At 69.5% G+C, this 19,272-nt stretch carries 13 protein-coding genes and 1 CRISPR repeat array; of the genes, 6 read left to right on the top strand and 7 right to left on the bottom strand.

Annotated elements, in window-relative coordinates:
- Positions 1-219: 219 nt before the first annotated feature.
- Positions 220-1,032 carry a DNA alkylation repair protein gene (locus OEB96_RS18050; RefSeq protein WP_266217293.1) on the top strand — a complete coding sequence of 271 codons (813 nt, stop codon included), beginning with the start codon at positions 220-222 and terminating at the stop codon, positions 1,030-1,032.
- Between the two features lie 424 nt (positions 1,033-1,456).
- On the top strand, positions 1,457-2,449 hold the full coding sequence (locus OEB96_RS18045) for a hypothetical protein (protein WP_266217291.1): 993 nt from the start codon (positions 1,457-1,459) through the stop codon (positions 2,447-2,449).
- Between the two features lie 184 nt (positions 2,450-2,633).
- On the opposite strand, the gene OEB96_RS18040 is transcribed toward OEB96_RS18045, so the two are convergent.
- The gene (locus tag OEB96_RS18040) at positions 2,634-2,861 is read right to left on the bottom strand and encodes an STAS domain-containing protein (RefSeq protein ID WP_266217290.1); all 228 of its coding nucleotides are present in this window, start codon (positions 2,859-2,861) and stop codon (positions 2,634-2,636) included.
- Positions 2,862-2,975: 114 nt separating this feature from the next.
- Here OEB96_RS18040 and OEB96_RS18035 point away from each other — a divergent pair, with 114 nt between their 5' ends.
- Entirely contained in the window at positions 2,976-3,494 is a 519-nt protein-coding gene (locus tag OEB96_RS18035) for a hypothetical protein (RefSeq protein ID WP_266217288.1), read from the top strand.
- On the opposite strand, the gene OEB96_RS18030 is transcribed toward OEB96_RS18035, so the two are convergent.
- From OEB96_RS18030 to OEB96_RS18005, 6 genes are all read right to left on the bottom strand, one after another.
- On the bottom strand, positions 3,383-4,555 hold the full coding sequence (locus tag OEB96_RS18030) for an AraC family transcriptional regulator ligand-binding domain-containing protein (RefSeq protein ID WP_266217287.1): 1,173 nt from the start codon (positions 4,553-4,555) through the stop codon (positions 3,383-3,385). The genes OEB96_RS18035 and OEB96_RS18030 overlap by 112 nt on opposite strands.
- A gap of 81 nt (positions 4,556-4,636) precedes the next feature.
- Positions 4,637-5,671 carry a type I-G CRISPR-associated protein, Cas3-extension family gene (locus OEB96_RS18025; RefSeq protein ID WP_266217285.1) on the bottom strand — a complete coding sequence of 345 codons (1,035 nt, stop codon included), beginning with the start codon at positions 5,669-5,671 and terminating at the stop codon, positions 4,637-4,639.
- Positions 5,668-8,517: a type I-G CRISPR-associated helicase/endonuclease Cas3g gene (cas3g, locus tag OEB96_RS18020; RefSeq protein WP_266217284.1), complete on the bottom strand. Its 2,850-nt coding sequence runs from the start codon at positions 8,515-8,517 to the stop codon at positions 5,668-5,670. The genes OEB96_RS18025 and cas3g overlap by 4 nt, the downstream gene beginning before the upstream one ends.
- The gene (gene csb2 / locus OEB96_RS18015) at positions 8,510-10,153 is read right to left on the bottom strand and encodes a type I-G CRISPR-associated protein Csb2 (protein ID WP_266217282.1); all 1,644 of its coding nucleotides are present in this window, start codon (positions 10,151-10,153) and stop codon (positions 8,510-8,512) included. The genes cas3g and csb2 overlap by 8 nt, the downstream gene beginning before the upstream one ends.
- Positions 10,154-10,167: 14 nt before the next feature.
- Positions 10,168-11,373, bottom strand: coding sequence for a type I-G CRISPR-associated RAMP protein Csb1/Cas7g (cas7g, locus tag OEB96_RS18010; protein WP_266217280.1), 1,206 nt, complete (start codon positions 11,371-11,373; stop codon positions 10,168-10,170).
- Complete coding sequence (locus tag OEB96_RS18005) at positions 11,370-11,807, bottom strand: CRISPR-associated protein Cas4 (protein ID WP_266217278.1); 438 nt, start codon at positions 11,805-11,807, stop codon at positions 11,370-11,372. The genes cas7g and OEB96_RS18005 overlap by 4 nt, the downstream gene beginning before the upstream one ends.
- A 506-nt stretch (positions 11,808-12,313) precedes the next feature.
- Positions 12,314-16,709: a CRISPR direct-repeat array (repeat unit 36 nt; unit sequence CCTTCCGCCTCGATCACGAGGCGGCCCCATTGAAGC).
- 225 nt (positions 16,710-16,934) lie between these two features.
- On the opposite strand from OEB96_RS18005, the gene OEB96_RS18000 reads away from it, so the two are divergent.
- The 3 genes from OEB96_RS18000 to OEB96_RS17990 all read left to right on the top strand — a co-directional run bounded on the left by OEB96_RS18000 (position 16,935) and on the right by OEB96_RS17990 (position 18,796).
- The gene (locus tag OEB96_RS18000; RefSeq protein ID WP_266217277.1) at positions 16,935-17,825 is read left to right on the top strand and encodes a PDZ domain-containing protein; all 891 of its coding nucleotides are present in this window, start codon (positions 16,935-16,937) and stop codon (positions 17,823-17,825) included.
- Between the two features lie 14 nt (positions 17,826-17,839).
- Positions 17,840-18,340, top strand: a complete 501-nt coding sequence (locus tag OEB96_RS17995) for a hypothetical protein (RefSeq protein WP_266217275.1) — start codon at positions 17,840-17,842, stop codon at positions 18,338-18,340.
- Positions 18,341-18,568: 228 nt separating this feature from the next.
- Complete coding sequence (locus OEB96_RS17990) at positions 18,569-18,796, top strand: hypothetical protein (RefSeq protein WP_266217273.1); 228 nt, start codon at positions 18,569-18,571, stop codon at positions 18,794-18,796.
- Positions 18,797-19,272 lie beyond the last annotated feature (476 nt).

The raw sequence follows: 19,272 nt of genomic DNA, 5'->3' as shown, positions 1-19,272 counted from the left end.
TCGCCGCGAAGGCGCAGGGCCCCTCTGCCTGGCACCGTCATGGCACGCCGTGCACAGTCGCCGGCCAAGGGCATGCCGGTCGAGGTCGTGCCCGCCGTGGCCGAAACGCTCATCCAATCGGCCGGGGCGATCGAACGCGTGATGCGCGGGACGGGGCCGGCAGCGAGCCCGGATCTCCGCCCCCATCGTTTGCTGCGATGCGGCTATGCTCGCGGGGGTATGAAACTGGCCGAGGTGATGAAGCGGCTCGAGCAGGCCGGCAACGAGTCCACGCTCAAGACCTGGCGCCGGCACGAGGTGACCGGGCCCGCGTTCGGGGTGCGCTTTGCCGACCTCTACGCGCTGCGAAAGCAGATCAAGGTCGACCACGCGCTGGCGCGCGAGTTGTGGGCCACCGGCAACCACGACGCGCGGACCCTGGCCACGCTCATCGCCGACCCCGAGGCGATGACGGTCGAGGAGTTCGACGCGTGGCAAGCCGTGTGCGACGGCAACTACGGGCTCAACGGCATGGTGGCGGACGTCGGCGGGCGTTCACCCCTGGCGCGCGAGCTGGTCGAGCGCTGGCACGGGCACGAGGGCGAGTATCGCTCGGCCGCCGGCTGGCACGTGCTGGGCATCCTGGCCGCCGGCGGGACCGATGTGGACGACGCATACCTGCGGCCGTATCTCGCGAAGATCCGCAAGGGAATCCACGCTGCGCCCAATCGCACCCGCTATTCGATGAACAGCGTCTTGATCGCGATCGGCGGCTATCACCCCGAGCTGCGCGACGAGGCGCTGGTGATTGCGAAGGCGATCGGCAAGGTCGAGGTCGACCACGGTGACACGAGCTGCAAGACGCCGGACGCGGTTGAGTACATCGCGAAGATGATGGCGAGGCAGAGCAAGAAAGCGGCGAAGCACACCGCGGCCAACGGAACGCCGGCCAAGAAGACCGCCGCCAAGAAGACCGCCGCCAAGAAGACCGCCGCCAAGAAGACCGCCGCCAAGAAGACCGCCGCCAAGAAGACCGCCGCCAAGAAAGCCTGACGTCCGCCTGCATCGTGCACTCGGTCGAGATCGAGGTGGGCGGACGCTCGGGTCGGTCGTCGCCGAGAGCACCGGCGTCTCGCCCACGACGCGACTGCAGTGGCGCCGCCATGGTGGCGAGACCACCGCGCTCGCGATGAGGAGCTGCGACCAGCGTTCTGGCTTCCGCTCTGTTGCAGCGCCGGGTCGAGGTGCGAACGCTGCAAGGGGAAGTGATCTCATGGCGAACGATACCTGGTCGAAGGCTCCGTTGGCGCTCGTCTCGGTGATGCTGGCCGTCGCGTGCTCGAACCCCGTGCCGGAGCTCGATGCGGCGCCCGCTACGACTGCGACCGCCAGTCCGGCGCCCAGTGAGCCCGATTCGAAGGGGCCGGTGTCCGCGGGCGTTGCTCTCGTCGCATCCGCGTCCGCTGGGGCCCTCGACGTGCGACTCGATTCCACGGAGCCGCTCACGGCCAACGCGGCCGCGTTTGCGCCGGGGTGGGGAGGCTGGGAGAGCCTGGGCGGTGTGATCACCACGCTGCCCGTGGCGGTGTCGTGGGGATCCAATCGCCTCGACGTGTTCGCACGCGGCACGGACGACGCGCTGTGGCATCGCTGGTGGGACGGGAGCGCGTGGGGAGGCTGGGAGAGCCTGGGCGGTGTGATCACCACGCCGCCCGCAGCGGTGTCGTGGGGGCTCGACCGCCTCGACGTGTTCGCACGCGGTACGGACGGTGCGCTGTGGCATCGCTGGTGGGACGGGAGCGCGTGGGGAGGTTGGGAGAGCCTGGGCGGTGTGATCACCACGCCGCCCGCGGCGGTGTCGTGGGGATCCAATCGCCTCGACGTGTTTGCGCGCGGCACGGACGGTGCGCTGTGGCACCGCTGGTGGGACGGGAGCGCGTGGGGAGGTTGGGAGAGCCTGGGCGGTGTGATCACCACGCCGCCCGCGGCGGTGTCGTGGGGGTTCGACCGCCTCGACGTGTTCGCAGCCGGTACGGACGACGCGCTGTGGCACCGCTGGTGGGACGGGAGCGCGTGGGGAGGCTGGGAGAGCCTGGGCGGTGTGATCACCACGCCACCCGCGGCGGTGTCGTGGGGATTCAACCGCCTCGACGTGTTCGCCCGTGGCACGGACGACGCGCTGTGGCATCGCTGGTGGGACGGGAGCGCGTGGGGAGGCTGGGAGAGCCTGGGTGGTGTGATCACCACGCTGCCCGTGGCGGTGTCGTGGGGATCCAATCGCCTCGACGTGTTCGCACGCGGTACCGACGACGCGCTGTGGCATCGCTGGTGGGACGGGAGCGCGTGGGGAGGCTGGGAGAGCCTCGAGGGGGTGATCACCACGCCGCCCGCGGCGGTGTCGTGGGGCCCCAATCGCCTCGACGTGTTTGCGCGCGGCACGGACGGCGCGCTGTGGCACCGCTGGTACTGAGCTGGGCAGCGCCGCCGAGCCCGACCCACCGTCCTCGAGGTCGCGTTCGCGTGGCGGTGAGCGCACCGCGTCCGCGTCCATGGGCCGGTGGCTCGTCGAACGCTGCGTGTCGCTCGGCGAAATTCGAACACGTGTTCGAATTTGCCGGCGGGTTCGTGGGGCCCGAAGTGCCGAGCGCCTGAGGCTACGCGAACGAGGCCACGGCCTCGTCCACGGTGTCGTAGGTCTCGAACACCTGGATGAGGTGCGTCATCCGGAGGACGTCGACGACCTTGATGGAGATCGCGGCCAGCTTGAGCTGGCCGCCCTGGTTGGCCGCGGTGGTGTACGCGCCCACCAACTCGCCGACGCCCGAGGAATCGATGTACGTCACGCCGGCCAGGTCGATCTTCGCGAGCCGTTGCGCCCGCACACGGCCAAGGGGTGACCCCGCAGCGCTCGGCCTCGCGACCCGGGGACCGATGTGGCCACCGATTCGGCCGCATCGGTCCTGACCTCGGCGGCTCTGGCCCGCTATCCCTCGTGCATGCGTACGACTCGTTTCCTCCTTCGCTCCTGCCTCCTCCTGCTCGCGATCCCGCCGCTCTGCGCCGGCTGCCCCATGGACGGGGCCGACGACGATCACACCGGGGACGAGGCCTCGCTTCCGCCCGAGACGTTCTCGGTCCTCGGCCAGGTCACCCGCTCCGCAGCGGCGGTTCCCGTCGACGACGGCGTGGGGACGCTGTGGATCGCGGTGTTCACCGCCTGCGAGCTGGGCGCTCCGCTGGTCGCGGCCGTGCGGATCGACGACGCCGACGTCTCGCAGGCCGGTGTGCCCGTCCCGTTCGAGATCGTCGACCTGCCGCCGGGGGAACACCACGTGGCGCTGTTCCTCGACGACGACGGCAACGCCAATCCGATGGCGCCGCTGCCCGACCCCGGCGACCTCGTCTACGAGACCGGGCTGGACGACGGCGTGCTGAGCTGCATCCCGGTCGAGGTGATCGACGAGGACGTGGAGGGGCTCGCGCTCGTGCTCACCGGGGTGATGCCCGGCGCCTGATCGCGCCGCACGAGCCGGCCGTGCGCGGCCGGGCTCGTGCCCGTCCAGCGGCGAAACGCGCGGCGGAATGCCGCGGCGTCGGCATAGCCGAGCGCCTCGGCCACCGCGGCCACCGGCGTGCCCGGCACGGCGAGCCACGCCTCGGCGAGGTTGCGCCGCACCTGGTCGACCACCGCCTGGAAGCTCGTGCCCTCGTCGGCCAGGCGCCGTCGCAGGCTGCGGGGGCTCTGCCCGAGCGCGGCGGCGGCCTGGTCCTGGCCCACGCTCGCGCGCGCACCTGCGGCCAGGAGCACGCCCCGCAGCGCGTCCGTGGTGGGCGTGGGCGGGAGCGCGAGACCCCGGGTCGGACCGGGCGCGCTCCGGCTCGCGATTCGCCGCGTTCGTACGGCCTCTTCGAGGATCTCGGCGAGCGCGGGATCGCTGCCGCGCATCGGTCGCTCGAGCGCGGCCCGCTCGTACACCAGCCGTGACCGGCTCGCACCGTGGCGGACGGGCCCGCCGAAGAACCGCGCGAACGCATCGGCCGTGCGCGGTGACGGTGCCTCCGTCGTCACGTCCACGCACCGCGGCCGTGGCCCGCCCTCCACCTCGCCCGCCACGAAGCCGACCACCGAGGCGATCGAGAAGAGGGCTGCGCCCGCTGACCGGCCGGCCCCGTGGAGCGTCACCGCGACCTCCACGTGGCGGCGATCGACGGCGATCTCGTAGCCGGTGCCCTCGCTGAGCAGCTCGCCGTAGATGCTGGCGAGCCGCCGCAGCGCGTGCTCGCCCGAGGGGGCGCAGCCGAGCACATACGTGAGCAGGCCGAAGCTCGACGCCCGCATCTGCTCGCCGAGCCGCAGCGGCGCGCTCGGTCCCTGCAGCGTGACGAGCGCGTCCCAGAGCGCATCGAGCGAGGCGAGCGGGAGCCGCTCCTCGCCCGCCCGCGCGCGACCAAGGCCCAGCGCCTGCACCACCGGGTGGTGCTCGCCGAGCATCAGCGCGAGCGGGCGCGCGGCATCGACCCGTGCGTAGAGCAGCGGGGGCGAGGAGGCGGGGCTCGGGGATCGCTCGAAGGGCATGCGGGACAAGGATAGTGCCCGCCGCGGCCGAGACGATCGGCCAATCGGCCAATCGGCCGGGGCCCACGTCGAGCGGAGGTCTCAGCGCCGCAAGGGGTGGGAGAACGCTCCGTAGCCGCCTTGATCGGAGCGGGAGATCCGGCAGGTGAGCACCTCCACTCCACGCGGAAGCGTGCGTGCCAGCCCGTCCTCGAGGTCGCGTGCGCGTGGCGGTCGTACGGCTGGATGGCGTAGCAGGGAGCGCGCTGCGTCCGCGTCCATGGGCAGCGACCAGAGTGGATAGCTGAACGTCCCCGTCTTCCAGCGGCCATGGACGCCGCTGGTGTGGATCTCGGGGTGAGTCTGGGTGCCGACCGGTGCACTGCAGAGCATTCCGATTCCGCGCAAGGCGAGCCAGTCCGCGCCGGGGGTGCCGAGCTTCTGGTCGTTCGAGGGGTCCACCGCGCGCAGGGCATAGGCGCGGTCCTGGGCGGGGCTCCAGCTGAACACCTTGAGCGCGCGATCGTGGGGCCATGGTCCGGCGAGGGCGACTCGCAGGTCGTCGGCGTCCACGGGTCGCTTTGGCGACCCGGGTCTTGCCTTCTCGTCTGCTCCATCGAGCAACTCGAGCGCGACGACCAGGAAACGCTGCTGGCCCGCGGTGAAGTGCAGCGCGAAGGGCTTGGCGTTCTTGCTTCCGTCCGTGGCCACGTCGGTCAGAGTGGCCGAGGCCCAGTCGGCGGTCCGGCGATCCTCGGGGCATGCAGCGTCGATGAGGGTCTCGGCAAGGATGCGGAAGTCCTTGGGTGGAGGCTTGAGGTCGCGAACGGCATTGCCCTTGTCGTCGGGGTAGGTGAACGCGAGGAATCGGTCCCGTGCGGCCCCTGACGGCCCCCGGCCGGCGATCTCGTCGAGGTCGGCCATCAGCGCTCGCGCAAGGGCGTCGAGGCTCGACCACGGGCCGTGCAGGGTGGGGATGGGTACGCCAGCCAGATCGAAGCACAGCGTGGGCGAGGGCAGGCCCTCGCGTTGGCACTGGCTCGTAGCCGCGAGCAAGCAGCCGAGGGCTGCGAGGTAAGCCAGCGGATCCTGGGCGTCGAGCCCGGGCAGGGGCAGGGCGTGCGATTGCGTGGTCATGCACGGTCTCCTGGCTGCACGCCGGGCGTGGCGCTGGCTCGGTGATCGCCGAGACGAAGCAGGGCTTCGAGGTAGGCCAGGCCGTGCCAGCCGTAGCGATGGCACAGGCGACGGAAGCGTGACGCGCACTCGATCAGGAAGGCGTCGTCGATGGCGTCGGTGCTCACGTCGACCTGGATCCCGGCGACCTGTGCTCGTACCCGCTGCGGGCTGGGGTCGATCACGCTGGGGGCCCATGGTCGGCACCAGCCGTGGTGGCTCGCGACGAGGTGGCGCACGAGCTCGAGGTCGTGTGCACGGGCCTGGAGTCGAGGGCTGGCATCGAGGAGCGCAAGCGACAGCAATTCGTGGCGTAGGCCGGTGGGCCAGCCGCTGCGCTGCTGGGCGCGCTGGCGGGATGCGGCCGACCCGAAGCGGCGAGACTTGGCCAAGGGATCGCTACCGGCGGCTGCAATGGGATCGCCCCCACGCAGCATGGCCTGGAACCGCAGGTCGGCCTTGCCGAGATCGTGGAGGAGCGCGGCGAGGGCGAGGTCGCTCGCCAGGGGCGTGGCCAGGCCGGCGGTGCGGCCGAAGGCGCCGGCCCAGGCCTCGACGTCGCGCAGGTGTTGGTCGAGGGTGACCTCGGCGCCCGAGAACACCGAGACCGCGTCCTCGGTGGTGGGCGCCACGGCCCGCCCGCGGAGCAGCGCCGTCACTCGCCACACGCGGCCCGTGGGTGAAGGGGCGGGGTCGGGGGCGCGGCGTCGGTTGGGGTCGGCGAGGGCACGAAGCAGCGGCTGCCATGGATCGCCGTCGTCGAGCTCGCGTGCGTGCTGCGAGAGCGCATCGAGCCAGTCGAGGCAGGCCTGCTGGGCGTCGTCGAGCGCGTCCGCGTCGTCGTCTTTGGCGGGCGGGGTGGGGCAGCCGTCGCGCAGGTGCTCCGGGAGCGTGCGACGGTCGAGGCGAAGCTTGGCCACGTCGTGGGTCTGCCAGGTGGCGAGCTCGGCGACGTCGGGCACTCGCTCGGTGCTCGCGGGATCCCAGGTGCCCAGGCCGAGGCCTCCGAGGATCGCAGGGACGATGATCGTGTCGTTGGGGCGGAGGCGATTGGCGGGGGTGAGCTCGAGCCCGTCGGCGGTCCAGCGCCATGCGGTCGGGTTGCTGGAATCGGCGCTGCGCGACGCGAGCCAGCGGCGCAGCTCCTCGAGGGGGACGCTCACCGCTTCATCGGCCACGGGGGGCAGGAATTCCAGGGCTTCGCTGACGTTTCGAGGGTCGTCACCGTCCTCCACGTCGCCCCGGAACACCACGCTGACGTCGCGCTTTGGTCTGGTGTCCTTGCCGTGCAGCCATAGCGAGGGATCGGGGTCGGGATGGGGAGCCGGGCGCGTCTCGGACCACAGGTCGAGGTAGGCGGGAAACAGGACCGGAGCCTCCTTGATGGGGGGCAGCAGGTCGCGCAGGCGCTCGGGAGTGGGGGCCGGGAACGTCTCGAGGCCAAAGTCCACGCGACCCTCGGTGGCGACCTCCTGGAGGTACTCCCAGGTGTGGCGCAGCGCATCACCGTAGATCGGGTCGGCCTTGGCGTTGGCGGAGAGCTGATCGGTGCAGCCGAGGATCCAGGCGCCCACGTTGCCATGGGTGCCCAGGCGATCGAGGCGACCGAAGCGCTGGCGCAGGGCGTCGAGGCTGGCGGCCTCGGTGACGAGTGCATCGAAGTCGAGGTCGGCGCCCGCCTCGATGCAGCTGGTGGCCACGACCACGGCGGGGCGGGCGTTGGGGTCGCGAGTTCGACCGGCGGCGGCGATGCGATCGAGCACGGTCTGGGCCGCAGCCTTGTCGAACGGGCGCATGCGTCCGGTCAGCAGCAGCACTTCCAGGTCGTCGTGCGTGCGCAGCAGGGCCGCGGTGCGGCGGGCGGTGTCCACTCGGTTGACCACGATGCCCACCGCCGTTGCGCCCGCGCGCATTGCCTGCTGGGCTCGTGCGCAGGCGGCCTCGGCCACGCGAGCGCGGTTGGTGGCGCGCTCGTCCTCGCTGTCTGCCTTCTTGGTCTTGACCAGCTCGAGGGTGGCCATCCGCGACGCGCCGAGGCGTTTGGCGAGCTCGGGGTGGGCGCGGTCGGCTGCGTCGAGGCCGAAGGCTCGCCGGGGCTCGACGCTCGTGGGCCGCGGGGTTGCGCTCATGCGGACCACGCTGAGGCGGCGTCCCGTTGGCTGCTCGGCCCAGCGCTCGGAGTCATACGTGCGCTCGAGACGGTCGAGGGTCTCCTCGAAGGCGGTCGCGAGGTGGACCTCGTCGAGCAGCAGCAGGGTGTCGCGCGCGAGCACGCCGGCGTGGACCGGGCGCATGCCCTCCGAGACGCCATAGCCGCGGAACAAGAGCCGCGAGCCCACCTGGTCGACGGTGGAGGCGATGATGGCGGGTCGATCGGGAGTCCCGAGCCAGGTGTCGTCGCGGGGGATCCCACCGCGCAGGTGCACGGTCCGGACGGGCTCTGACTCCTCACCGGGGGCGGTGATGGCCAGGGCGCGCAAGCGGGCTGCGATCGCGGTGCAGACGGGGCGCGAGGGGTCGAGCAGCGCGGTCTGCAAGCGGCGGGCGAAGCCATCGACTTGGTCGACGATGATCCGGCGATCGACCACGAGCACGATGCGTCGGTGGTGGCGCGAGGGGTCGAGCGCGAGCGCGAACAGGGCCACGAGGATCGTGGAGGTCTTGCCGGTTCCGGTGGGCAGGTCGAGCAGCGAGGGCCAGCCGGACTCGAGCACCACGTCGAGCAGGCGCCGCTGCCAGGGGAACGGCGGGTGGCCGGTCACCTCGGTCATGAACGGCACGAAGTCGTCGGGGGTCGGCTCAGCCATGCCAGGCCTCCAGCTGGGGATGCGGCTCGAGGGGGCGCAACAAGCCCAGGCCACGGTAGCGGCCGGCACCCAGCAACACGGGGCCGCACACGGGCTCGGCGAAGCGAAGGTGCAGGTGGAGGCGTGGGCGCTGGTCGGTGGTGCCCTGGCGGCGAGCGAAGCGACTGGCGGGCTCCGAGCCCGTGAAGAATGGGGCGTCGTCGAGTTCGATCTCTTCGGGAGCGGGCAGGCCGATGCGTTGGCAGGCCGCGGCGATGGTGGCGTGGGCGCGGGTGATGGCCTTGTGACGGCGAGTGCTGCGGCCGTCGTGCAGCGAGCCGGGGTGGCGATCGAAGATCATCGGGGTGACGGTGGCCCACTCGGTGGAGGGGCGGGTCCACGTGCGCTCTTGAAGGTTGATCAGGCGAGGGTGGTCGATGCAGCGCTCGAGGACCCAGCGGCCGAGACGGCCCATGGTGAGGACGGCACGGGGGCCGTCGTCGCCCGGGGGCAGATCGGGCTGTGAGCGTGCATCGGCCTCCCAGCGGGCGAGCGCGGCGTAGAGGGGGTGAAGGCCGGCGAGATCGAGGCCAGCAGGGGGAACGAGGGCCAGGCCGAGCAGATCACCGGAGGCGTGGCGGTTGCCCACGTTCGCGAGGGGAACGATGGCGAGGTGGTTGGCCTGGAGCGGGCTGCCGTCGGGTGCATGACCGCTGAGCAGGGGAGCACGGGGATCCTCGGCGTGACTCATCAGGGCGCGGCGGGCTGCGTCGGCGAGGGCTTCGCTGGCCAAGAGCGGCAGGCGTGGGCCGTCGAGGCGGCGTAGCACCACGAACGCATTCGAGAAGCTCGACGACCACGTGCGCGGGGTCGGGGTGAGGCTGCGGTAGCGCGCGACCACGTAGGGCATCACGCGCTGCTCGGCGTGGGGATGGGCTGCGTGCAGGGCTTGCAAGGCATCGAGCTGGCCGGGGCTCACCCAGCGCACGAGCTCGGAGCCCTCGGGATCGGGCTGCCACGTGGGGGAGGGCGCCTGGTTGGTGATGGGATCGGTGATGGAGGCTGCGACCAGGGTGCTCGAGTGGCCGAGGCGAGCGAGGTGGCGGGTGAGCGAGCGGAGGCCGGCGAGGACCCGGGGCGGCGGCTCGGTGGGCCAGCTCAGGCACACCACGGGCACCTCGGGGGTCATCGAAGGGAACGTGCGCGGCTGCTTGGTGCGGGTGGCGGGAAGTACGTGGAGGACCTTGGCGCGAAAGTCCTTGGCGAGCTTGGTCTCGGGGGCACTGGCCTTGGCGTAGGCCTTGGCGAGCTTGGCCTCGGCGCGGGTGCGGGCCTTGGGGGTGGCATCGGGCGCGAGCACGTCCGACCACGCGCGATCGAGCGTCGCCGAGTCGCTCAGCGCCTTGTCGTTGACGGGCACGTAGCAGATCTTCAGCTCGCGTGCGGTGGCCGGGGAGAACGAGAGTGTGGGAGGCGGCTGGGTCTCGAGCCAGCGCAGGGCGGCCTCGGCATCGGCCGTGGCGCCGCCTTCGTGGTGGGCGGCGACGAGCGCCGAGAACACGCGCGCCGGGTGGGGAGGCCACTCGGGCTCGTTGCGATCGTTGAACGCCGAGGCGACGTAGCGCCCCGTGAGCAGCTCGAGACGGAGGCAGAGCATGGTGCGCTCGTGGGCTAGTCTGCGGTACCGCTGACTCGCAGGTGCTCTTGGCTGGCGCGGATCAGCTGCACGAGCTTGGGCATGGGGCGGAGCACGAGCTCGTCCTCGGCCCAGGGGATGCCGGCCGCGAGGGCGTGCTCGAGCGCGGCGGAGTAGAGGGCGCGGGCCTGGTCGACGGTGAGGGAGAAGGGCTCGACGGTGCCGTCGGCGGAGACGAGCTCGAGCGACGCAGGGGCCTCGGGAACGAGGGTGCAGCGGCTGCGGAAGTCGTAGCCCTCGCGACGCTGCAGGGCGATGGCGAGCAGGCCCAGGGCGGCGAGCAGGGTATGGGCGGCGGAGGTCTTGGCGTCGTCCCAGTCACCGAAGCGAAGGCGGCGAAGGGCGGGCAGGGAGAGCACGGCGGTGTGGAGGGCGTACTCGACGGTGACGCCGCCGGATTCCTCGTCGCGGGTGGGGGGAATGTTGGAGTGATTGGCGTCCGACGGGCGTTGCTTCGACTTGCCCGTCTCATCGATGGACCATTGGTCTGGTGCTCCTTTGGGAACCACGAGTGACACGGCCTTTGCGCTCTGGATGGGGTCGATGCGGCTGCCGACCTTGGTGCCGGGCAAGAAGCCGATGCCGACGACCTCGCTGACGAGCGTGCGCTGGAACTTGTGGCCCATGCCGCCGCGGGGGCCGGTGGAGTCCCAGGCCCCGAACACGAGCGCGGTGGGGCAGTGCTCGAGCATGGCGCGAGCGTCGGAGGGGCTGGCATCGGTGAGGCGGCGGCCGACCTCGGAGGCACGGAAGGCGGTGCCGTCGAGGGTGGAGTCGCGGAGGATCGCGTCGTAGACTCGGTGCGGGGCTTGTAGGGCGCTGATGGTGCCGAGCTCGGGGAACTCGGGCGTGAAGTCGACGGTGCACAGCGGGAGGCGGAGCTCGCCGCGGCGGCGGGCGTGCAGGAGGGCGAGCTCCATGCGGTTGGCCTGCGAGGCGACCGAGTCGAGCAGGACGGAGGGCTTGTGCTCGCCGTCGATCACGCGGTTTTCGGTGGCGTAGTTGGTGGTCTGGTTGGTGTTCTTCTTGGCGTCCTGGGCCTCGGCGTAGGTGGGCGGGAAGACCTTGTCACCCGGGCCGCCCACGGGCTGGAGGCGGGTGCGGAGGCGGAAGGCGGCACCCGAGCCGGCGAGGGCGGCCTGGAGGGTCGAGAGGGTGGGCGGGGGGAGGTCGGTGGTCATGGGCGGAGGGGCGGAGGGGGAGCGTGATCGAGCCAGGTGTGATCGTCGTGGGGAGGAGAGCCGCCGCGTTTGGCCTCGATGACGACGACCTCGTTGGGGTGGAGCTCGAGGAGGTCGAACTGGCCGCGCACGCCGAGGGCAGAGGACTCGAGGGTGACGGTGCGACGGAGGGTGTTGGGAGGGTCGGCGAGCTCGGGATCTTCGGGGGGTGGATCGTCGGTGGGGGCGGAGGAGGCGACGGTCTTGCGACGGCCGCGACGGGCGGCGCGCTCGTGCTGGGCGCGGCCGTGGACGGTGTCGGCAGAGTCGACGAAGTAACCCTGGACGTGCTCGAGATAGAAGAGGCGCTCGCAGTAGACCAGCTCGTTGCACATGCGGACCGGGAGGAGATCGGCCAGCTCGGACGGGGGCGTGTGCTGCAGGCGCTCGGGCATGGTGAGCTCCGGAGGGTGGGTGGGGAGATGGGAGGTGGCGCGCTGCGGTTGCACCGCGGCAGGCTCTTGGGAGTGGTTGCGCGACGAAGGGGAACGATCCTTCGGGACGGTCGAATTTCGGAGCGCTTGGGCACAGTGGTGCGAAGTCGGAAATCGATCACCGCGGGTGGACGAAAATTCGTACGAGGGGCGAAGAAGGTGGGCGGCCGGCTGGCACGGCTGCGGCGGTCCGTGGCAAGGGGGCCGGCCGACCGGGGTGGGTGGTTTGGCCTGTCAAGAGCTGGGCCAGACGTGATAGGGTGGGGGGCAGAAATCACGCGGGCTCTCAGCGTGGAAATCCCCGGTCTTGCGTGCAAAACGATGATTTCGCGGGCGTAGGCGGGGGTGGAATGCTGTTTGAGAATCGAAGAGGTACTGAACATGTGACATGGGCGACATGTCGGCAAAGGGCTTGCTTGATTTCCTGCCCGAGAACGCCTGGGATTCCAGGCGGTTGGAAGGCGGGACCTTCCGCCTCGATCACGAGGCGGCCCCATTGAAGCACGTCGGCGGTCGCAGCGGTGCAGCGCTGTCGACGGCCTTCCGCCTCGCTCACGAGGCGGCCCCATTGAAGCGTGAGTAGCTCCGCGGGAAACGGCATCGTGTTCGTCCCTTCCGCCTCGCTCACGAGGCGGCCCCATTGAAGCCAATGACGAGCCCACCGTGTCGAAGGAGAACGTACCGTCCTTCCGCCTCGCTCACGAGGCGGCCCCATTGAAGCCTCGCGGTTGGACGGGAGCGCGATGGCATCGAACGGCAGCCTTCCGCCTCGCTCACGAGGCGGCCCCATTGAAGCGCCCAGCTCCATGAGCTTGAGCCCGCGGTGCACTCGCCTTCCGCCTCGCTCACGAGGCGGCCCCATTGAAGCCCACGGTCGAGGAGCTGCGCCGAGGCCGGGTCACTCAGCCTTCCGCCTCGCTCACGAGGCGGCCCCATTGAAGCTCGTTCTCGTGGTCGGTCATCGCGTCGATGTGCACCACCTTCCGCCTCGATCACGAGGCGGCCCCATTGAAGCTCGTCTGGTGGATCGAGGTACGGGTACTTGTCGCGCCCTTCCGCCTCGATCACGAGGCGGCCCCATTGAAGCCTTACTTGGTTCCGAAGCGCATCTCGACGACGCGCCTTCCGCCTCGATCACGAGGCGGCCCCATTGAAGCAGCTGGTTGCCCGCCGACGACGCGTCGAACAGGCCGTCCTTCCGCCTCGATCACGAGGCGGCCCCATTGAAGCCTTCGCCTTGGCTGACTCCAACCCGCGCAGGTACCCTTCCGCCTCGATCACGAGGCGGCCCCATTGAAGCGAGGGCAAGTTCTGGGCTCGTATGCCGCTCGGCGACCTTCCGCCTCGATCACGAGGCGGCCCCATTGAAGCAAGCCTGGCGATCCGTACTTCTTCGGGTTCGATCCCCCTTCCGCCTCGATCACGAGGCGGCCCCATTGAAGCCCGTTCGATGATGACACGACGACCGCGATTCGTACCCTTCCGCCTCGATCACGAGGCGGCCCCATTGAAGCAGCCCTGCCCGCACGTGGATCATTGATCGCGCTCCCCTTCCGCCTCGATCACGAGGCGGCCCCATTGAAGCGCGGAGGGCAGGGACACTAGGGGGCGCCACTCGGCCTTCCGCCTCGATCACGAGGCGGCCCCATTGAAGCGCCGAGATCACGCGCAGCCCCGTCGGAACGGCGGCCCCCTTCCGCCTCGATCACGAGGCGGCCCCATTGAAGCATAGCCGATGCCCACCGCTTCTCTCGCAGCATTCGGGCCTTCCGCCTCGATCACGAGGCGGCCCCATTGAAGCGCCGAGATCACGCGCAGCCCCGTCGGAACGGCGGCCCCCTTCCGCCTCGATCACGAGGCGGCCCCATTGAAGCAAGACCCCTCGTTGCTTGTCGGTGAGCGGTGGCCCAGCGCCTTCCGCCTCGATCACGAGGCGGCCCCATTGAAGCTTGGCCGCGCCGGCCTCGGTCGCGATGTTGTGCGACCTTCCGCCTCGATCACGAGGCGGCCCCATTGAAGCGAACATTTCAGCGGGAGTCGCACTCCCGGACGACGGGCCCTTCCGCCTCGATCACGAGGCGGCCCCATTGAAGCGATGCCTCACCTCGACTTCGACGAGAAGGTCCAGGACCTTCCGCCTCGATCACGAGGCGGCCCCATTGAAGCGAGGTGGACGTGGAGATGGTCGACGGCGCGACGGCGACGCCTTCCGCCTCGATCACGAGGCGGCCCCATTGAAGCCTCGCGCTGGTAGCTGAAAGCGAAAGCAAATTCGCCTTCCGCCTCGATCACGAGGCGGCCCCATTGAAGCACGGTAGCACTCACGGTGTATGGAACGAAGGCTGCTCCTTCCGCCTCGATCACGAGGCGGCCCCATTGAAGCCGCGCCAACGGCTTTCCCCACACGACGCACAGCGGTCTCGCCTTCCGCCTCGATCACGAGGCGGCCCCATTGAAGCATCTCGTCTCCTGCTTGTTTGACTAGGGCCTCTCACCTTCCGCCTCGATCACGAGGCGGCCCCATTGAAGCGGAACAAAACGACGCCAAGGCCTCTGCTGTCCACCCCCTTCCGCCTCGATCACGAGGCGGCCCCATTGAAGCCTCAATCGCTTGAATTTCAGCAGTGATGGATCACCCTCCTTCCGCCTCGATCACGAGGCGGCCCCATTGAAGCTAGAATTAGGTCGACAACGTGGTCCACTTGTGTCGGGGCCTTCCGCCTCGATCACGAGGCGGCCCCATTGAAGCGTGTCCTCCTCCCGAGTACGAGGGAGGTCCGCTGGGACCTTCCGCCTCGATCACGAGGCGGCCCCATTGAAGCGTGCTTGTTGGTCACGACGACGCTTGGCTTGGCTGCCTTCCGCCTCGATCACGAGGCGGCCCCATTGAAGCACCGTCGAGGGCTCCCCGGACGGCACCGCGATCCCGCTCCCTTCCGCCTCGATCACGAGGCGGCCCCATTGAAGCGACCTCATCCGAGGCGTCCGCGCCTTGCCCTTCGGCCCTTCCGCCTCGATCACGAGGCGGCCCCATTGAAGCCAGAGCCCCCGGTGCTCAGTGCGGCCCTCGATTGGCAGCCTTCCGCCTCGATCACGAGGCGGCCCCATTGAAGCAGAGGGAGCCACCATGAACGCCGCCACCGAGACCCACCTTCCGCCTCGATCACGAGGCGGCCCCATTGAAGCGACTCGAAGAACTCGCTGGGTTGCAGCGACGGGAACTCCTTCCGCCTCGATCACGAGGCGGCCCCATTGAAGCAAGAACACGTCCCACCGAAGGCGGCCGGACTTGATGTCGCCTTCCGCCTCGATCACGAGGCGGCCCCATTGAAGCGGGTGCTCCACTGGGAGGGCGAGTACCGCAGGGGCAAGCCTTCCGCCTCGATCACGAGGCGGCCCCATTGAAGCCAGATCGCCGTGCCGCAGTGGTCGCACGACCCGCCGCACCCTTCCGCCTCGATCACGAGGCGGCCCCATTGAAGCGTGACCGTCACCCACCCACGCGCTTCAAGCTCCCGTACCTTCCGCCTCGATCACGAGGCGGCCCCATTGAAGCAGACGCGGGCGCGGTTCTTCCTCCAGGTCGAACAGCTTCCTTCCGCCTCGATCACGAGGCGGCCCCATTGAAGCACCGCGGGTGGGACGACATCAAGCGTCGCCTACTCGACCTTCCGCCTCGATCACGAGGCGGCCCCATTGAAGCAGCCAGCGGCGCCGCTGCCCGGTCGTCATCCCTCGCACCTTCCGCCTCGATCACGAGGCGGCCCCATTGAAGCTACTTGGCCATGCTCCAGGATCGCCGCGTCGTCCATCCTTCCGCCTCGATCACGAGGCGGCCCCATTGAAGCCGCTTGTGCATCCTTGGCGCGAGCGAGACGGCGAGCCTTCCGCCTCGATCACGAGGCGGCCCCATTGAAGCGACATGGAGAATCCGAAGATGGACGGGAAGTCGAAGCCTTCCGCCTCGATCACGAGGCGGCCCCATTGAAGCGTGATCCCATACGAACGAATCACTACCCTTCGGCATCTTCCTTCCGCCTCGATCACGAGGCGGCCCCATTGAAGCTACTTGGCCATGCTCCAGGATCGCCGCGTCGTCCATCCTTCCGCCTCGATCACGAGGCGGCCCCATTGAAGCGCGGTGATCGACTTACCGTCACGGCCGCATAGCCGGCCTTCCGCCTCGATCACGAGGCGGCCCCATTGAAGCGTAGGGGGGCATTTGGTCTGCGTCTGCCATGGCCTACCTTCCGCCTCGATCACGAGGCGGCCCCATTGAAGCAGCGTCGCCTTCGTGGCCGGCTCATCGAGCATCCCAACCTTCCGCCTCGATCACGAGGCGGCCCCATTGAAGCCTGGTAGAGCGTCTTGGGACTCACCCGAAGTCGCCCTTCCGCCTCGATCACGAGGCGGCCCCATTGAAGCGAGCGGCTCAAGGAGTTTGGGATCAAGGCCCGCAGCCTTCCGCCTCGATCACGAGGCGGCCCCATTGAAGCGAGACATCGAGGTACACGTTCCCCTCCTCGTCCTCTTCCTTCCGCCTCGATCACGAGGCGGCCCCATTGAAGCGAATCAACCGCAACCACCGTCACCTGGAGCTTGCTCTTCCTTCCGCCTCGATCACGAGGCGGCCCCATTGAAGCAGTCTCCCCCTTCTCGCCCTTGTCCCAGGCTCGACGGTCCTTCCGCCTCGATCACGAGGCGGCCCCATTGAAGCCAGAGCGGCTTGCGCATCGAGTTCCCCCGCTGGTCGACCTTCCGCCTCGATCACGAGGTGGCCCCATTGAAGCGGGTACCGTGGCCATCAGCCGCTCCAGACCATCCCGGCCTTCCGCCTCGATCACGAGGCGGCCCCATTGAAGCCGGCAGATCATCGCCCCATTGAAGCAGCGTGCTTCCAGCGACCCGTTCCGCTTCTGCTCTGCTCGAGGGTCTCGCGCCCGGGGCGCAACCCGTGCGTGACCGGCCGGCCACTGCTCGAGCGCTGTCGGAGCGCTGGACGTCATAGCGCCGGCCGCGGCAAGTCGCCGAACCCTGATTCAGTGGTGTCGGTTGGCGGCGTCCGTGCGCGAGCGAAGGCTGTCGGCCGTGAAGGTTCCACGAACGATCGTGATGGTCGCAGCCGTCGCCGCGGGCGCCGGGTGCAAGCTCTTGGACGATGACGAGCCGCCGCTACCGATGGGAACGGGTGGCGAGGCCGGAGGATCATGCATCGCTGACGCAATCGAAGCGATCGGGGCCGCGTGTCCTCCTCCCAGGCAGTGGTGGGTGGATCACTCCGGCGGCACGAGCAAGGCGATCGCGATCGACGATCCGTCCGCATGGGTTGGCGTGGGGCCTGGGGCGTGGGTCGTGCAGGTGAGTAGCTCGGCCGACTTCGTTGGCACGTACATCGACATCGGTGAGGAATGCACTCCGGCCTGTGGGTGGTGCATGCCAGGTGAGCACGCGTGCCATGCTGGGTACGGGGAGGGCGGGCTCGACTGCGTGGCATGCTTGCCGCTCGACACCCCCGACGTGGTCGAGTCCTGCGCGATCATCATAGAAGCCTGCTTGCAAGGCGGCGGCGAAGGACTCGACGAAACCGGGGCAGGGACGAGCGATGGGATCGCCGGCTACGACTGCTCGTGGTGGCACCCCGAGGATGGCGTGGAGCGGGACGGCGGCACGGTCACCGTCGACGCCGCGTTGATCGAGGAAGCACTGCTCTACCAAGGTGAGCCGATCGCGTCGTGCGACGGCACCCGGTTCCGGGCCAGGGAGGATGGGCACTTCGTGGTCTCGCGGCTCGGCGAGCAGGGGTTGGCCGTGGCGATGGGGCTCGAGCTGGGCGATGCCTTGCTCGCGATCGACGGCCAGACCCTGAACAGCATCGACGCGATGATGAACGCGGCGAGCAAGTCGAACGGCGCGGGGAGCTTCGTGGTCACGCTCGAGCGAGCCGGCGAGCCCATCGAGCTGTCCGTGGTCGTGGACTGAATGGAGGCTTGGTCATGAAGCGACTCATCGTGATCGTGTGGCTGGCCGGGTGCGCGGATGGAGGAATCGACGACCCGTCCCCGATGCATGAGCCCGACATGGGCGCCGACATCGACGTCGAGAAGGAGAAGGAGGAGTGCGCCATCTCCAACGTCGCGGCGATCTGCCCGCTGAGCTGGGCATGGAAGGTCGACACGGGGCCAACCATCTCGGCGAGCAACCCAGACTTCGTGGAGCTCGCGGACGTGGCCGAGCCCGTCTGCAATGGCCATGGGCTGTTTGCCGTGCCGGACGACCTCGAGGGAGCCACCGCGGGCCCCGAGGTCACGGTCGTGCACAACTCCCAGTGCAGGGCCACCTGCTTCCCGCAGTGCTCGTTCACCAGCGTCTGCTACGCGATGAACCCCGGTGGACGCGGGTGCGGGCACTCGTGCACGGCGCCGCTCGATCTGACCAGGGAGGAGTGCGAGGCATTCGTGGCCGAGTGCATCGGCGACCCAACGGCATGCGAGTGACCGGCTCGAAGGGGCGCCTAGCCACGATGTATGCGTGTCGGATGGCGGCGATCGAGCGCCGGCGAAGACTGTCTGATTCGTGCTTCAATTGGGGCGCCTCGGGCTACCGCTACGGTGGGGTGATCGGCGGCGGAGCCGAGATCCTCTGGCACTCCGAGGGCTCGACCGAGGCAATCCTGTGGCGCCCGGAATCCTCTGGCTCGACCCAGTGGCGGGCAGAGTCATCACGTGGCGTCTGGGCGGCACCAGACGGAGACCTTCGTGCTCGAGGGCGACTACAGCCCCTACGTGGGCGACTTCGACGCCGACGGCTGCCATGACATCGCGTGGTTCGACGCGGTGGAGGACGAGCTCCACGTGTGGCGCTGCCTGCCGGGCGAGCGCGATTTCGACTGCGGTGACACCGCGCAGACTCCACCGAACGCCGCACCGGTTGGCATGCACTGGGGATTTTGACCATGTCCACCTCGAGCACCCATCGCACCACTCGACGCTGCTACAACGGACATGGGCTCATGACCAGACCGGTTCTGGACTAGGTGGAGGCACGCCTAGGACCCCCTTCCGCCTCGCTCACGAGGCGCCCCCATTGAAGCGCCACCGCGGCGCGCACCCGATCCACCACGGCGATCGCTACCTTCCACCACGGCGATCGCTACCTTCCGCCTCGATCGAACTTTCATGCGCGGTTCTCCCTGCGGAATTGGTCCTGCCATCGCTCGCTCTCGCTCATGGACCGTTCGGGTCATGCTCTGAACCCCCGTGATCCAAAGAGAACGTCCGACTCATGAACGCCGAACGAACGGTCCGAACGCCGTTCTCCCCCAGTCGCTTGTACCTCATGCCTTCGTACGCGACGATGCCCGACGGCGATGGTGGGCTCACTCTTCGATGCGTCGGTGTGCCGTACGGCGATGCGTGCTGGTCGTAGT

It is taken from the genome of Paraliomyxa miuraensis (assembly GCF_026337845.1).
Classification (GTDB): Bacteria; Myxococcota_A; Polyangia; order Nannocystales; family Nannocystaceae; genus Paraliomyxa; species Paraliomyxa miuraensis.
Note: the sequence above shows the minus strand (reverse complement) of the source record. Positions and strands in the feature narration are given on the sequence as shown.

Bases quoted from the DNA above. Each gene is read 5' to 3' on its own strand.
- OEB96_RS18050 (WP_266217293.1), top strand. From the start codon at position 220: ATGAAACTGGCCGAGGTGATGAAGCGGCTCGAGCAGGCCGGCAACGAG.
- OEB96_RS18005 (WP_266217278.1), bottom strand. From the start codon at position 11,807: ATGCCCGAGCGCCTGCAGCACACGCCCCCGTCCGAGCTGGCCGATCTC.
- OEB96_RS18035 (WP_266217288.1), top strand. From the start codon at position 2,976: ATGCGTACGACTCGTTTCCTCCTTCGCTCCTGCCTCCTCCTGCTCGCG.
- OEB96_RS18030 (WP_266217287.1), bottom strand. From the start codon at position 4,555: ATGCCCTTCGAGCGATCCCCGAGCCCCGCCTCCTCGCCCCCGCTGCTC.
- OEB96_RS18025 (WP_266217285.1), bottom strand. From the start codon at position 5,671: ATGACCACGCAATCGCACGCCCTGCCCCTGCCCGGGCTCGACGCCCAG.
- OEB96_RS17995 (WP_266217275.1), top strand. From the start codon at position 17,840: ATGAAGCGACTCATCGTGATCGTGTGGCTGGCCGGGTGCGCGGATGGA.
- csb2 (WP_266217282.1), bottom strand. From the start codon at position 10,153: ATGCTCTGCCTCCGTCTCGAGCTGCTCACGGGGCGCTACGTCGCCTCG.
- cas3g (WP_266217284.1), bottom strand. From the start codon at position 8,517: ATGGCTGAGCCGACCCCCGACGACTTCGTGCCGTTCATGACCGAGGTG.
- cas7g (WP_266217280.1), bottom strand. From the start codon at position 11,373: ATGACCACCGACCTCCCCCCGCCCACCCTCTCGACCCTCCAGGCCGCC.